Consider the following 13,533-nt stretch of genomic DNA (forward strand, 5'->3'; position numbering starts at 1 on the left):
CCCTGCTTCCCGCCCCTAGCATAAGCGATCACGCTACGTGGGGCCGCTTGCGCGTTTACGCTCGAAATTATGAGAGTCCATCGCACGTATGATTTTGAATTGATTCAATCCAAAATCATCGTGGTTTAAGGTTAAAGGCCTACAGGTGCCTTGTTCGCCGCCAGTTCGGCGGCCTTGCTCATGTTGAGCGCTTGCTGCGCGGCGGCGGCGTTGTCGCTTCCTCCCGAGACATGAACGGTTGGAACCGCGATCTTGATGCCGTTCTCATCGAATGCCTTCTTGATCATCATGAAGGCTCGTCGCTTTATAGTGAACTGCGCGCCCGGTTTGGTCATCAGCTTCATCCTGAGCACGATCGCAAAGTCGCCGAAGCTGTCGACGCCCTGCATCTTCAAGGGCTCAATCGTGTCGGCCGCGAACTCCGGATCCGCAGCCAGCTCCTGGCCGACCTTCTTGATGAGCTTCCGTGCGAGGTCTACGTCGGCATCGTAAGTGACGTTGAGAGTCATCTTGTCGATCACCCAGTCGCGGCTCATGTTCTGAACGGCCCCCAGCTCGCCGAACGGCACTGTGAAGATCGGGCCGCGGTGATGCCGCAGCCTGACCGACCGCAGGCTGAACGATTCGACCGTGCCCTTGTAGCTGCCGCTCTGGATGTACTCACCGACACGGAAGGCATCGTCGAGCATGTAGAAAACGCCGCTCAGGACGTCCTTGACCAGCGTCTGCGATCCGAACCCGATGGCGACGCCGAAAATACCCGCCCCGGCGATCAACGGTGCAATCTGCACGCCCAGTCCGGACAGGATCGTCAGCACGGTAACGGCGCCGATGAAGACAGCGAGCACGTTGCGGAATATCGGCAAGAGCGTCCGTAACCGGCCGCTGCGGGCGAGTTCATCGACGTTGGAACCGTCCTTCGGCCCAAGTCCCATCCGATAAGCGATTAACGCCTTTGACATCTGCCAAAGCAGGTCGGCGACCAAGAGGGCGATGATACCGTTGAGCAATCCCGGTATCACGATCGCGCCGGGTTCGCTGCCGGCGAGGGCTGCAGCTCTGATGCGCCAGATGTAGGCGAGCCATGCGACCGCGGCGGCGATCACCGCTGCCCTGGCACCCCTGACTATGACCACGCTCAGTACGATGCCGGGAGGGCCGGTGCGCTGTGCTCTGGTCGCTAAGGCCTGCGCCACGTCGCCAACGCCGCGCACCAGAGGCGGTAAGAGCAGCGAATAGATGCCCAGCCACAGCAGTCCTAGCAATCCCGCTACCCAAGCCGACCAAAGCACGACTAGATAGAGGGTAAGCAGTGACTTGACGACAAGCGGAGCCGGCTTGTCGGGGCGCCGCCAGACGACCTCGACTGCGGTTACCAGAATGCCCAACCCGAACAGAAAGGCAGCAAGCCGGGTCACCTCATTGGAGAAGCTCAAAGCGGGCATGAGACTGACGATGGCCCAGCCGAATAGAAGAAACCCGGCAATAATGCTGATCCGCGAAAGCCAGAAACGACGGGCCGCATCGCTTTCAAAAGCTGACGGCGGCTGATCGGCAATGCCGCTGGCGCCGCTCAAGGCAAACAGCAACTTGCCGATCGCTCGGACGACCCGAAACACGATCACGGCTAGAAGCAGCGTAAGGATGATCTTACGCAGTAAGGGCGGCCATTCGAAAGCCAGGAATGAACCGACGCTGGCCAAGGCAAACGTCAGCAAGGCAGCGATCTCGGACAGGATCTCTTGTCCGGCGTTCTCGTTTGCCCCGGATTTGCGTGCCCGGGCGAAGACCCTCCGGATCAGCCACTCGGCGCCGAGGCCAACGGCAATCAGAACGGCCAATATGCTGACCACCAGCCCGGGCCTGCCCGAGTTCACGTCGCGCGAGACAACAGCGGCGCCCCTTGCCAGCTCCTCTGGTATGCGGGGAACTGAGCCCATAAGCCCGTTGATGCGATCGCGGACGGCGGCCTCCCAGCTAGATATGGTCTCGACAGGCGACCCGGCAGGCGGCTCCGCGGCAGCCGAAGGGATCTTACCCTCGAGCCATGTCTTCACCTGCGGATCAGAGAGCAGATCGAGGAACTGTTGTGCCTTTTCGGGCGGCACGCCGACGGGAGCCTGCTGTGCCCAGGAAACTCCAAGCAGCATCCAAAAGAGGATTGGAGCGACGGCCAGCAGCAGAAAACCAATTCGAATGGGTTGTACGCTATTCATGGGGCGCTCCGGATTGATTTTTGGCGGGCAGCGCGACCAGAAGATCGGAGGTTTCGGCTTGACCGCGCGGCCAACTCTCGCTCTTATCCGTCGACCTTGTCGGACGGCATCATAATGTCGGGGATGGGCAGCCGCCCGCAGTCCGCCCCTTCCTCGATCAGGGCCGCGTCATCCGTTTTCAGTCGCCGTCACGGTCGTCGTCATGGTGGGGGTTATCGTCATCGTCGAAATTGTCATGAGAAGGATCGACGACGGGGACTAGGAAGACATGTCGACCCTCGTCATCGGAATCCTCACCTGACTGAACAGCCGCCGTCCGGCTTGTTTGCCAGATCTCGGTCTCCTCAGGGGTCGCCGTCCGCAAATGGATGTCCGCGACACCATCCCAGAGTGCGCGACCCTCATTCTGCAAGACAATCAGGTCCCGTAGGAGTCCCCTGTTTGCCAACTGCGCTTGCGCTTCAATGTCGTTGGCTGCGTCAAAAGCGGCGATGCCGCGTCCTGAAATCTCGGCGACGTATACGATCATTTCGAACCCCACTTGATCTAGCACCGGCGTCCCCATGTTGTCCTGGGTACCCTTGAAGTCATTCGTTTGGTGTGATGACGATCGGCCCGAACAGTTCCGGGCGCAGCGATACGAGGATCATCAGCGCCCAGCCGGCCTGTTGCCGATTGCTGAGGCATTCGGTCTACTCCTCGGCTTGAACGAAGGGCGGTCCCAGTCTCTGATCGCACATACACCAACACCGCCTTCTGCGCATTGATCTCCATCAAATCCATGCGGAGCGGGCGCGCTCCCGGCGGACTGGCTTAGGCGCGGGTTGATGGACATACCCTATCCGCGTGCGCGTCCGCATAGCTTCTGCTGTGGCAGAGGCTGGGCGAGTTTGTCGGGGAGCATCCTGCAACGCGCCGATATCGACGAAAGCAGCGCCGGACGAGCTTCTCGATTCGCCGGAGCAAGTGTCGATATATTGACTCGGGTCAATGCCAACCGGTCCCTTTGGTCTTATCGTCACACGAGGAAGTCGGCGTTCAGCATCTTTCCGCTGCAATTCGCTTTTCCGAATGGCAGCACAGAATGGAGGAGTTCACAATCAGGCGGGATCTCGATGGGCCACGCTTGAGATCGTCGCGGAGCTTGCTTGAGTATGGCTTAACTCAGCTTCGCAGCGATCCAAAGCGCTACAACAACTTTCGCGCGTCTTATGAGCGCGGTGCCGTAGTAGCGGAGACGTCTGTACCGGAGTTCGATCGATATGCATGTTAAGGATGTGATGACGACAAAGGTCGTCAAACTGTCGCCTGACAACAGCGTCAGACAGGCAGCCAAGCTGATGTTCGACCACCACGTAAGCGGCGTCCCGGTCGTTGACGACGATGGGCACTTGCTCGGCGTCATCAGCGAGGGCGACCTGATCCGACGGGCGGAACTCTGCAGTGAAGCATCGGTGTTGATGGCGGACATGGCGATCGATCCCGATGACAGGGCGAACGCCTTCATCAGGCGATGCTCATGGCGCGTCGGCGACGTCATGACGGCCAACCCGGTAACCATCGAGGAGGAAGCGCCCCTTGCACGCGTTGCAGGGCTCATGCAGGAACGCGGCATCAAGCGCATCCCCGTAGTGCGCGATGGAGAACTGGTAGGCATCGTCAGCCGCGCCGACCTGCTGCAGGCAATTTTTTCAACGAAGCCAGACGAAACAGCAGCGGGCGACGAAGCCATTCGACGCAGCATCCTTGTTCGCCTCGGCGAAAACACCAGTCTGGAAGAACTGGATGTGACTGTCACGGTCACCGAGGGGATCGTGCACTTTTGGGGTCAAGTCGAGACGGCCGGTTGTCGCGGGGCCGCGCGGATCATGGCTGAGAGTGTCCACGGGGTCAGGGGCATCGTGGAGCATTTTCCAGATCCCTACACTCAATAGCGCTGCCGTTCACAAAACCACTTCTCGGCAACCCCTTCAATCCGCACGGCCGCATCCGTTTGAGCGTCGAAGGAAGAATCTCGACCGAAGACTTCGGTTGCTATTGAATAGGCCCCTTATACGATCGGCACGGCCTGCAGTCGTCTCCCGGACGACATAGGCCAGGAATTGGCGGGCGCGTTCCGGCGCATCGAACTCGGTGCTGAATCGGATTCGATCAAGTCGTGCGAGAACTTCCGCCTCGGTGGGTAGAGCAGTTGTGGAGTCGACCCGAACGCCCTTTTGGCCCGCGTGTACCATGTCCCGCCCCCGTGGCCACAATGCAGGATGGTGTCCAGCGTCATTGTGGGCGCCCGTACCTTACGCCGCCACTCGGTGAAGGGAAATTCAACAGGGCGAACAATTATGGTTGTATTCCGTAACCGGGAGGGAGGAACGAAATGAACGCGCGAGTCTCCTTCGCGCGTGAGCCACTCTACCGCAGTCAGGTCGCCGGCGCTGCAAGCTGGGGCGTCTCGGCGCACGAGGATCAGCAGCTTGCCGGTCTGATCATGTGGGTACCGGCAGGCATGATATACGTCGCCGCGGCTCTCGCCATTGCCGCTGCCTTGATCGGCGGATCAAACACCTCCTTCGCCGGGGAAAGCAACGATGACGCCGGCGCGCGCGGGGCAAGCTGCCGTGCGTGACGGCGGCCTTCAAAACGGCTCGCATCACTCTTAGCGTGCGCCGGGGGAGTAGCGGTCAGTGCCAGATTCACGCCAGCTGCCCGACTAGAGTACGGCGCTTGTCGCGCTCACTCCGGGCGAAGCGGCACGGCCGGAGGTGACAGCGGCGCCGGTGACAGAGAAAAGCCGGTACCGATCACGCCCACCCAGCCTCTATGCGCCTTGGTGGAAGTCGAAAGAGGTCATCACGCCATCTGTCATCGGCGGTGGCGCTTCGCTGCTCACCGTGATCGGCGGCATACCGTGGCAGAACCTTCTTCTGATCCTCGTGGCGTTCGGTGCAATTGCCGGCTTCCTCTACTGGCGCAAGAACGCCGATCGGAGGGCCGTGGCAAGGGTCGAGGGGATGGCGTGATGTTCTCCACTCCTCTACCGGCAGGGCGGCGACGACGTCAGAACCTCCATCGAAAGGCAGAACAATGAAGCTGGCCGCACTGCGGACGATGCCCGCACTCGCTTTGACCTTTGCCCTCCGGGGATGTGGGACTTCGGCATCGGCGAGTGCCGGGTGTAGAGTGGTGGACGGTTGGCTGAAACGCCTTGACCCGCGTATTTTGGAGCAGAAGTATCTGTGAACGGCAGAGCCAGTCAATTGGAGCGCGGTTGATCGCGGCTCGATCGAGCGACAGCGAACTCAGCTAGCGTTCCCCACAAGCGGTGCCGTTTTGGGTACAGGAACCCTGCAGAATTCTAAGCGTTACGTAGGGGCCGCGCGTAAGCGCTTCGATCGATTCTTTTTGGCAGAAAGAAGGTCAGGTCTGTGAAAGCCCCAACGCTCGCCTTTGCGGTGCTTGCCTCAGCAATAGGTATGTCGCCAGCAAAAGCCCAGACATGCATAGGAATTTGCAACGGCGGTACGGGAGGCACCACCAACCATAACCTCTTCATCGAGAGAGAGTACCGAGACTTCCTGCAGCAGCGATATCCAAATTACGGCTCCCGCTATCGCGGCATGAGGCCCGACATCAGCATAGGCCCGGGTGCAACTGTTGGGGGTCCCCGGGTCGGAGTGCGTCAACAGTTTCGCCTTCGCCAACGAATGGTAATCGACGCGAACAAGCATCTTCGCTGGTGCCAGGAGCGATACCTGTCGTATCGACTGGCCGACGACACATTCCAGCCGTTCGAGGGTGCGCGCCGCCCGTGCAACTCACCTTACAACTGAAGGGGCGAGAACGGCCGCTCAGCGCGTGTCCGGCAGGACTTTCATGGCGAGCGTAATGGCGCGCGTCGGCTGTGTCTGCGCAGCGGCAGTTTGAGACGAAGGCGGAATGCGCCCGCCACGGCGAAGCGCAGCAGTAAATCGCACCAGACTACGAGGGCAGGGGATTGTCTGAAACACAGGAACCCGAAAAGATGGTCGCAACTCCGAAAAGGAGGTTTGAATATAACCTCAATACTCTTGTCATCCTATTTGGCTTTGCCGGCGGACTCGTTGCTTGGGGCGCGACTTGGGAGAGGGTGAACGCCAACTAGAATTCGCAGGCAAATTCCATCGATCGCCTCCACAAGCGCCTGACAGCGGCCGAAGTCTCCCTCCGGCAGGTCGACAATCACGGCTGCGAATATCGGCGGTGGAGAAGCAGGCGGCCGAAGCGGCGACGTCGATGAAGGCCGTCAGAATACGCTCAACAGCCTCTATCCTGACGCATGATCCGCACCCGCTGGTGCAGTGAAACTGAAAAGGACCGTTGCAGTTGGTCGACTTGTGCGATTGCCGCTAAGAGCAGCGCCTCTGAGATAGACCGGGCCGGTGCATTCAACACTTCAGAAACATTGCCGCCTGCGGTATCTTACCGGCTGGCCCCTTCCGGCTTTGCCCTTGTAATCTTGTTCCAGTTTCTGAACAATGTCCAAAAAAGGAAGGCCTGCTGGTAGGCGGAGCTGGATTTTATGGGAAAAGCCAACCCTCTTGTCGGGCCACTCCCGGTGAAATTGAGACTTGAAGCTGCGATGGCGCTTAAACGGTACAATAAGGCAGAATGCCACGCCGACCGACTTCGACAGCGGAAGCACGACCTCGATGGGCAAGCGCGAGCGCTACTGCAGGAATGGGTTGATCGTCAGGCCGAGAAGGCGCCTGCAACAGAGCTGGACGCAGTTGCAGCCCGGTATCGGATAATTGTGGAGCAACGCTGCAGTCTGTTGCGTCAATTGGTCGACGCTGAACGCTCTCTCCTAGCCGCATTTGAGCGTGCACAAGCGGTCCTGCGGAAGCTCGGTTTTGGCCGGGCGTAGCTGCCTTAAAATCGAATGCCGTGCAGTGTCGCCCATTCTGTACTCTCGTCATCGCATCATGTACCGATGAAACTTGTGGTCCCTTACGCGCGCCGCACACGGAGGGTCTCCGAGATTGTCGGCCTGCTCGGCCATAGCGCAGGCGGCCGGCCCGGCGAGCGCTTGATGCGACGGCTCGGCATCCCGGTCAGCGACGACACGATCCTGCGGCAGCTGAAGCGGGATGCTGCGCTCGTTTCCTGGGATGCCACGATCCGGGTCGTTGGCATAGATGATTGGAGCTGGCGGCGATCATGGCGCTACGGCACGATGATCGTCGACCTGGAGCGCCGTTTGGTTGTAGACATCCTTGGCGACCGGAGCGTGGCGAGTGCAGCGCGATGCTTGGAGCGGCACCCTACTGTCGAGATCGTCAGCCGAGACCGATGCGGGCTGTACGGGGCAAGCTGCTCGCGAGGGTGCGCCGCAAGCGCGTCATGTCGCTGATCGGTTCCATCTCATGCAGAAGCTGCGGGTCGCAATCGAGGAGCAGATGAGCCTTTCCGGCCGCGCCACTGGACGAGCATTGCCGCCGGATAAAAGAACCGGGGGCGCGCAAATCGATCTGATTCAGGATCCACGCGTTGACGCAAGGCACCGCCGCCGGCGTCACGCTCATCGACAATCACGGCAGTTAGTGTTCGATACTGTGCACGCATTGAATGAGGAAGGTCTGTCCTATTCGGAGATCGCACGTAGCACCGGCTACGGCCGGCGCAGCATCGCGAAATGGTTGACTTTCGAGACGGCACCCGACCGACAGAAGGCGGCGTTGAAGCCGACATTCCCCTTATATTTCGAGGCGTTTCTCGCCCAGTGCTGGAGAAATGGCAATCGTTGCGGACAGCATCTGTTCCACGATCTCAAACAGCGCGGTTACACGGGCAGTTTCTCGAATCTCGAGCGGCTTCTCGCAAGCTTGCGCCGCCCGGAGAGGTCGGTCAAGGACAGCGCGTCGCCGGCTCCAGTCCTTGGCATGCGCTTCCGCGGAATCTTTCGCAGCGGTGAATCCAGGCAAGCTCAACAACTGGATTGACGATGCCGCTATTTCGGGCTTGGTCGCAATTGCGCGGTTCGCACGCGTCCTGCACCGCGATCTTGACGCCGTCTGCAGCGCCATCGAACTGTTGTGGAGCAACGGCCAGGCGGAAGGCCAAATCAACCCCCTGAAGACAATCAAGCGTGCAATGTATGGCAGAGCTGGCCCGGAGCTGCTCAGGGCACGCATGCTGCCGCTTGACCAAAATTACCGCCACAAAAAGTGAGGAAGAACCCAATTGAATGCAAAACGACATCGGTGGCGAACTCGTCCATCTCGAGGACCTCGTGCTGGACGACGCGACAAAGAATGTCCGCACACCGACTCACGAACTGACCATCGCCCCCGACGTCTTGAAATCTCGGCGGCGCATCAATACGCAGCCGCCTGGTCTGTCGGCCGCCGGCCTGCGCAGTCTCCGCGGCCGCGACTTCGTCTCCGGCTCGCCTGCAGCATCCTCGGCTGCGGATGGCACGGTAGAGGTTACCACGGATCCGGATGTCGATCGGTCGACAGAGGGAGGGGACGAAAGCAATGGCGACGTCAGTGTGTTCGGCGCCGAGTTCGTCGGCATCGACGCGGTGCTGGCCTGACCCGATGCGGCCCATTGAACAGGCGACGCGACCCGGTCGCGCCGGCACTCGGGAACGAGATCTGCTCGTCTACGATCTCGACTGGACGAGGACGCGCGGCTGGAAGAATGGCGCGGGGTGCTGCGGCAGGCGTACGACCTGCCGCCGGTGCTGCAGGCAATCGTTGCGCTCGATGCCTGGAATGTTTTGAGTGTCCTCCAGCATGCGCCCTGGCTCGGCCGCGTGCTGGCCGCCTCCATCCTCCGCCAGGCCGGGGTCACCGCCAGTGCGCATCTCGCCGCCGTCAATCTCGGCCTCGAAACAATGCCCGTCGAACGGCGCCGGCATCGCGATCGCAATTTTCAGCTGCTTGCGTTGCCCATGGGCTGATTGCAGCCGGCGAGATCGCGCTGAAGGAGCACGACCGGCTGGCGCCGGCAAAAACGATGATGGAGCGAAGCTGAAGGGGCGCCGCACGTCATCGACATTGCCGGAACTGGTCGATCTGGTCATGGCACGGCCGCTGGTGTCGGCGAGCATGGTGGCGAAGACGCTCGACGTCACGCCGCAGGCGGCGCGACGGATCGTTTTGGAGCTTGGCCTGCGGGAGATTGCACTCGTGACCGTTGATGACGCCGCTTCCCTGGTCCTTCGAATCGTAAACACCCTGCAAGAATGCTTCAGATGAATTGCCACTTGCTGGCTCCGACAAGTCGGGAAGCAGCAGGCTATGGTCGCGGCGGCGGCGCGGTTCCGGGAGCGCCGCCGCCCGTAGGCATCGCAGAACGAGCCTTTTCCAGCAGCGACGTGGTCAGGTCCACACAGTCTTTCATCGATTCCCGCGGGTCGCAACGGACTGCTACTGTCGCGTCGCCGCTACGGAGCAGGAAGGCGGCGCCGCGCCGCGGGCCACCGCTCCCGCCGGAAACCTCGTCGGTGATGCTACGCAGCAGGTCTTCGATTTCGCGATCCTGGATCGAGCCCGGGTCGCGAGAGCCGGAGTCGGGCGCGCTTTGACTCAAGGCTGGGAGCGGCATCAGCAGGAGGCCTGCCGTCATGAGAAGAAACTTGTTCATTTCACCTTCTCCTTGGCTTCGTGCGCGGTTGGCGCGCAGGAATTCCCAAACCCGGCGTGGTGCACTCCGCCTGCGAGCAGGCACTGGAGCGCATAACTCCTTTCACTTGCGGGCGCATTCGCCGGCGGGATCTGCTTCGTTACCCATCGCGAGTTTCGGAAAAAATCATGCGGTCATACGCATATCAAAACGGCACCATGGCCTAGTCCCGGCACACCCGCCTGCGAACGAAGGCCAGCCAGTCACCGTTCTCGGCCCGCAAGCTGCGGGTAATAAAGACGCAGTTTTCGTCATTTCCATCGGCAAGACGCTCCAACAGGCGTTGCCGCAGGAGACCGCGGCCTCCACCCTGATCGTCGCGGTCTCCGATTAGATCCATGAGCTCATCCCGGCGGTCCCGCCGCGCGGCGATCAGGTCCATGAGCCGCTCGCGCCGGTCGCCGCGGTCGCCGATCAGTTCCATCAGGTCATCACGGCGGTCCCGCCGCGCGGCAAGGAGGTCCCGAAGCCGCTCGAGCCGGTCGCCGCGGTCGCCCATCAGATCGCCGCCGTCTCCGAGAAGATCTAAGAGCTCGTCACGACGGTCCTGTCGCTCGGGGACAAGGTCCCGGATCAGATCGCGCCGATCGCTGCGGGCGCGAAGGGCATCCCGCAGGAAGTCGCGCACGTCGCTGGCGCTGATGTCTCCGCCGTCGTCCCCCGCACTCAACGACTGTGCAGAGGCCGGGGTTGTCGTTACACAGATCAAGGGGAAGGAAGAGGCAAGCGCAAGCGCTGCCGCTGCCATGCTAGGTAGCCGTGCCATAGGATTCTCCCGTCAGATTGTAAAAGACCGACTTATTTTCGACACGTGAACGCACGCGGTCGTCGCTGGCTTCCGCCATCACGGCAGCTAGGGACAGCCATTGATCGGAGAAGAACTCCGGCCGCCCCGAGCGTTACTCAACAGGAAGGAATAGTATCTATCCAATACTACCGGAATACTGGTCTCTCTTTGGGGCGAATATATGGCGACCTCGCCATCAAGCAGCGGGGCAACCTCAGTGCATAGTGAACGGCGGTTTGCCCCCTAGGGGAAGCGCGCGCAACAGTTTCTCTAGCGTGTCCGTGTCTCGCACGCCCGTACTATAGTAGATCAGGATTGAACGAGCGAGGGAGAATCTGATCCAAGTGCAACAATACGAGTGGAAGGTAGAGGATTACCCGCAATCGCGCAAATGCGCCATGAACACCTCGGCGGGGGTGCGGTAACCAAGGCACTTCCTGGGCAGTGAATTGAGATGATGGGCGAGGGCGACCAGTTGCGGCTGGTTGACCGCGGACAGGTCCGTATTGCTTGGCACAAAGCGGCGGATGCGCTTGTTGGTGTTCTCGACTGCGCCTTTCTGCCACGGTGAATTTGGATCGCAAAACCAGCTCCTGGCGCCGAGTCCATCTTCCAAAGCCTTGAAACCGCGAAACTCGGTACCACGGTCGAAGGTGAAGCTCTGCCGGGCAAAGGCGGGTAGCGGTGAGAAGGCATCGATGATCTTGTCGATGAGCGGACGAGAGTGACGGCTGCCATTCTTGATCATCACCGTGTAGCGGCTCTTGCGCTCGACCAGCGAGGTGACATTGGCTTCACCAAGGTCGCGCCGGAAGATCAGGAGATCACCCTCCCAGTGGCCGAACTGAGAGCGATCGGCAATGAAATCAGGGCGTTGGCTGATCCTGCAGTCCAACGGGATCGAGCCGTCACGGGGTTTGCGGGAGCGGCGTGGGCGGCGCTTACGACGGCCTTCCGGCAGATGCTGATAGAGCTGCAGCGGATAATCTTCCTTGCCATAAATGAAGCGGTAGATCGTTTCCGTGCAGACACGCAGGGCGCTCACACGTCGGCAAGCAGGCGGCCAGCGATCTGCTCCGGCGACCAAAGTGCCTTCAGCTGCTCAATGACAGTTCGCGTAATTCAGGGTGGCGGCTGGCTTGCGCAGCCGTCGCCGACGCTCCTTGGAGATGTCGTTGGCGATGCCGTTGTAATAGCCGCTGTATTCCGGAAACTCGGCATCATGAAAGGTATTGCGCTTCAGTTCACGGTGCAAGTCAACCTTCCATCGTCCGGAACAATTCGCCAGGGTACGTTCTATTTTCAAGTGCGACACCGTATCAAGTTTCATTTGGCTGGAGAGTGCACGCCGGTCACAGACCTTCATGAAGAGCTTTGATGTGCAAAAAGGCGGACGGCAGCCTTTCCGGTGCAATTTGACCATTGTTGATCACAATCAACGACTCAACCGGAATGAGAGCGTAGAGTTATTCGGCATGCGGAGTAACTTGAGCCACCGAACGAGCGTCGCCGACGCGCCGACCGGGCAGCTACTTATTTCGCCATCCGGTTGTGGCACATCGGTCCTGCGCTACTGGGAAACTACAGGATCCGTTCTGACGGTCCTATATCCAAAAAAATTGGAGATCGGGATGCGAGCAACGTGGGCAATTCCGGTAGCCGCTCTGGTGCTCCTACTGGACAGCTCCGATGGAACGGCTGGCCAACCGGGCAAATCAGCTGACCAGCCCAGCAAATACGTACCCAGCGTTGGCGAGATCATGAATAAAATAGATCTCAGCCGCTCTAAGCTTTGGTACTCAGTCAAGTTAAGAAACTGGGCTTTGGCCGGCTATCAATTGGATCAGGTAAAGACAGGCTTCGATGACGTTTCTCGCCATCATCCTGACAAGTCCAACTTCGATTTCGCTAACGCGCAAAAGATCGCAAATTTGATCGAAGAGGCCATTGTCGCAAGAAGTGACGAGCAATTTCAGCAGTCCTTCGCCCTGATGACAACCGAATGCAACGACTGCCATAGGGCGGTTGGAAAGCCTTTTCTCCACGTTGGAGCGCCAAAGATCCCTTCCCCTTACAGCGACAAGATGCTCGAGCCGGGAGCCTTCCGCTAACTTGATTTGCTTTGGCGCGATATTGGGGGCCCCTCGTCATGCGATCTTAAGCAACCACTAAAGGCATAAATTCTGAAGGGCTCGATATCCCACGAGTTCAATCCCGCGAGCGCCATGCAACTCGATGAAGCCCCTGTGCTTCAGCTTTGTCAGCGAGCGCGAAACCGTTTCAACCGTCAGCGCGAGATAGTCCGCAACATCGACACGGGACATGGACAGCTCGAACCTGCGTGAATAGCCCGAGCGCTCCGACATCTCGAGCAGGAATGCCGCGACGCGCTCAATCGCACTTTGACGACCGATGACGAGCTGATGCTCTTGTGCGGCGGAGACGTTATCCAGCGCCGCGGAGAATAGAGCTGGCCGAAAGAGCGGTTCTTCCTGAAGGCTGATGCATCTTACGCCGGTGACCCCAATCGCTTCTGCATTCGAACTGTGCCGGTCCCGACTTTGCAGGCCAAACCAGTTGCCACCAAAATGGAATGCAAGGATCTGTCGCCTCCCATTCGCGGCTAGCCTATAGACGCGGACAGCGCCGAATTCGACCTGATAGACTTGATCGGCGCGTTCTCCGAAAGAGTAAATGCACTGTCCGTCAACGAAGCTGCTGAGCGGCGCCAACGCCGCCTCGCCTGACCGCGGGGGAATGGCATTTATATACCTGCCCCAGGATGCCGATATCGAGGTATTCATTGCTCCACTCCCAGAACTTTGGGCCGCCCGTTTCGCCAGGCTCCCGCCGCTGTTCCCTGTC

10 protein-coding genes and 6 pseudogenes are annotated in these 13,533 nt (G+C 60.0%); 9 read left to right on the forward strand and 7 right to left on the reverse strand.

The window, feature by feature from the left end; all coding sequences use genetic code 11:
- Window positions 1-131: 131 nt before the first annotated feature.
- Both PZL22_RS29645 and PZL22_RS29650 read right to left on the reverse strand, forming a co-directional pair.
- Window positions 132-2,216 carry a mechanosensitive ion channel family protein gene (locus tag PZL22_RS29645; RefSeq protein ID WP_164824541.1) on the reverse strand — a complete coding sequence of 695 codons (2,085 nt, stop codon included), beginning with the start codon at window positions 2,214-2,216 and terminating at the stop codon, window positions 132-134.
- Between the two features lie 178 nt (window positions 2,217-2,394).
- Entirely contained in the window at window positions 2,395-2,781 is a 387-nt protein-coding gene (locus PZL22_RS29650) for a hypothetical protein (RefSeq protein ID WP_010967326.1), read from the reverse strand.
- A 697-nt stretch (window positions 2,782-3,478) separates the two neighbouring features.
- On the opposite strand from PZL22_RS29650, the gene PZL22_RS29655 reads away from it, so the two are divergent.
- Complete coding sequence (locus PZL22_RS29655; protein ID WP_127700878.1) at window positions 3,479-4,150, forward strand: CBS domain-containing protein; 672 nt, start codon at window positions 3,479-3,481, stop codon at window positions 4,148-4,150.
- Window positions 4,151-4,185: 35 nt separating this feature from the next.
- Here the strand turns inward: PZL22_RS29655 and PZL22_RS29660 are convergent.
- Window positions 4,186-4,450, reverse strand: a pseudogene (locus tag PZL22_RS29660) (hypothetical protein); the annotation flags it as partial.
- A 140-nt stretch (window positions 4,451-4,590) separates the two neighbouring features.
- Between PZL22_RS29660 and PZL22_RS29665 the strand changes: the two are divergent.
- From PZL22_RS29665 to PZL22_RS29690, 7 genes and pseudogenes are all read left to right on the forward strand, one after another.
- Window positions 4,591-4,839 (forward strand): cytochrome c oxidase assembly protein, encoded by a 249-nt coding sequence (locus PZL22_RS29665; RefSeq protein WP_234827128.1) that lies wholly within the window; start codon window positions 4,591-4,593, stop codon window positions 4,837-4,839.
- A 151-nt stretch (window positions 4,840-4,990) separates the two neighbouring features.
- Window positions 4,991-5,233, forward strand: a complete 243-nt coding sequence (locus tag PZL22_RS29670) for a chitinase (RefSeq protein WP_234825842.1) — start codon at window positions 4,991-4,993, stop codon at window positions 5,231-5,233.
- A pseudogene (locus tag PZL22_RS31735) lies at window positions 5,196-5,405 on the forward strand (hypothetical protein); the annotation flags it as partial. The gene PZL22_RS29670 and the pseudogene PZL22_RS31735, both read left to right, overlap by 38 nt.
- Before the next feature lie 281 nt (window positions 5,406-5,686).
- The gene (locus PZL22_RS29675; RefSeq protein ID WP_153416884.1) at window positions 5,687-6,043 is read left to right on the forward strand and encodes a BA14K family protein; all 357 of its coding nucleotides are present in this window, start codon (window positions 5,687-5,689) and stop codon (window positions 6,041-6,043) included.
- Window positions 6,044-6,234: 191 nt separating this feature from the next.
- Window positions 6,235-6,526, forward strand: a pseudogene (locus tag PZL22_RS29680) (hypothetical protein); the annotation flags it as partial.
- A gap of 671 nt (window positions 6,527-7,197) precedes the next feature.
- A pseudogene (locus tag PZL22_RS29685) lies at window positions 7,198-8,420 on the forward strand (ISL3 family transposase); the annotation flags it as partial.
- Window positions 8,421-8,448: 28 nt separating this feature from the next.
- Window positions 8,449-9,454 (forward strand): annotated as a pseudogene (locus tag PZL22_RS29690) (RHE_PE00001 family protein); the annotation flags it as partial.
- 40 nt (window positions 9,455-9,494) lie between these two features.
- Here the strand turns inward: PZL22_RS29690 and PZL22_RS29695 are convergent.
- The 3 genes and pseudogenes from PZL22_RS29695 to PZL22_RS29705 all read right to left on the reverse strand — a co-directional run bounded on the left by PZL22_RS29695 (window position 9,495) and on the right by PZL22_RS29705 (window position 11,998).
- Window positions 9,495-9,842, reverse strand: coding sequence for a hypothetical protein (locus PZL22_RS29695; RefSeq protein ID WP_041169964.1), 348 nt, complete (start codon window positions 9,840-9,842; stop codon window positions 9,495-9,497).
- A 202-nt stretch (window positions 9,843-10,044) separates the two neighbouring features.
- Window positions 10,045-10,647: a hypothetical protein gene (locus tag PZL22_RS29700; protein WP_088194669.1), complete on the reverse strand. Its 603-nt coding sequence runs from the start codon at window positions 10,645-10,647 to the stop codon at window positions 10,045-10,047.
- Between the two features lie 394 nt (window positions 10,648-11,041).
- Window positions 11,042-11,998, reverse strand: a pseudogene (locus PZL22_RS29705) (IS30 family transposase).
- Window positions 11,999-12,299: 301 nt separating this feature from the next.
- Here PZL22_RS29705 and PZL22_RS29710 point away from each other — a divergent pair.
- Window positions 12,300-12,779: a hypothetical protein gene (locus PZL22_RS29710; protein ID WP_015242499.1), complete on the forward strand. Its 480-nt coding sequence runs from the start codon at window positions 12,300-12,302 to the stop codon at window positions 12,777-12,779.
- 57 nt (window positions 12,780-12,836) lie between these two features.
- On the opposite strand, the gene PZL22_RS29715 is transcribed toward PZL22_RS29710, so the two are convergent.
- Window positions 12,837-13,472 (reverse strand): helix-turn-helix domain-containing protein, encoded by a 636-nt coding sequence (locus tag PZL22_RS29715; RefSeq protein WP_010967341.1) that lies wholly within the window; start codon window positions 13,470-13,472, stop codon window positions 12,837-12,839.
- Window positions 13,473-13,533: the final 61 nt, after the last annotated feature.

Origin of the sequence: Ensifer meliloti (assembly GCF_030064585.1) — a bacterium.
Taxonomy (GTDB): domain Bacteria; phylum Pseudomonadota; class Alphaproteobacteria; order Rhizobiales; family Rhizobiaceae; genus Sinorhizobium; species Sinorhizobium meliloti.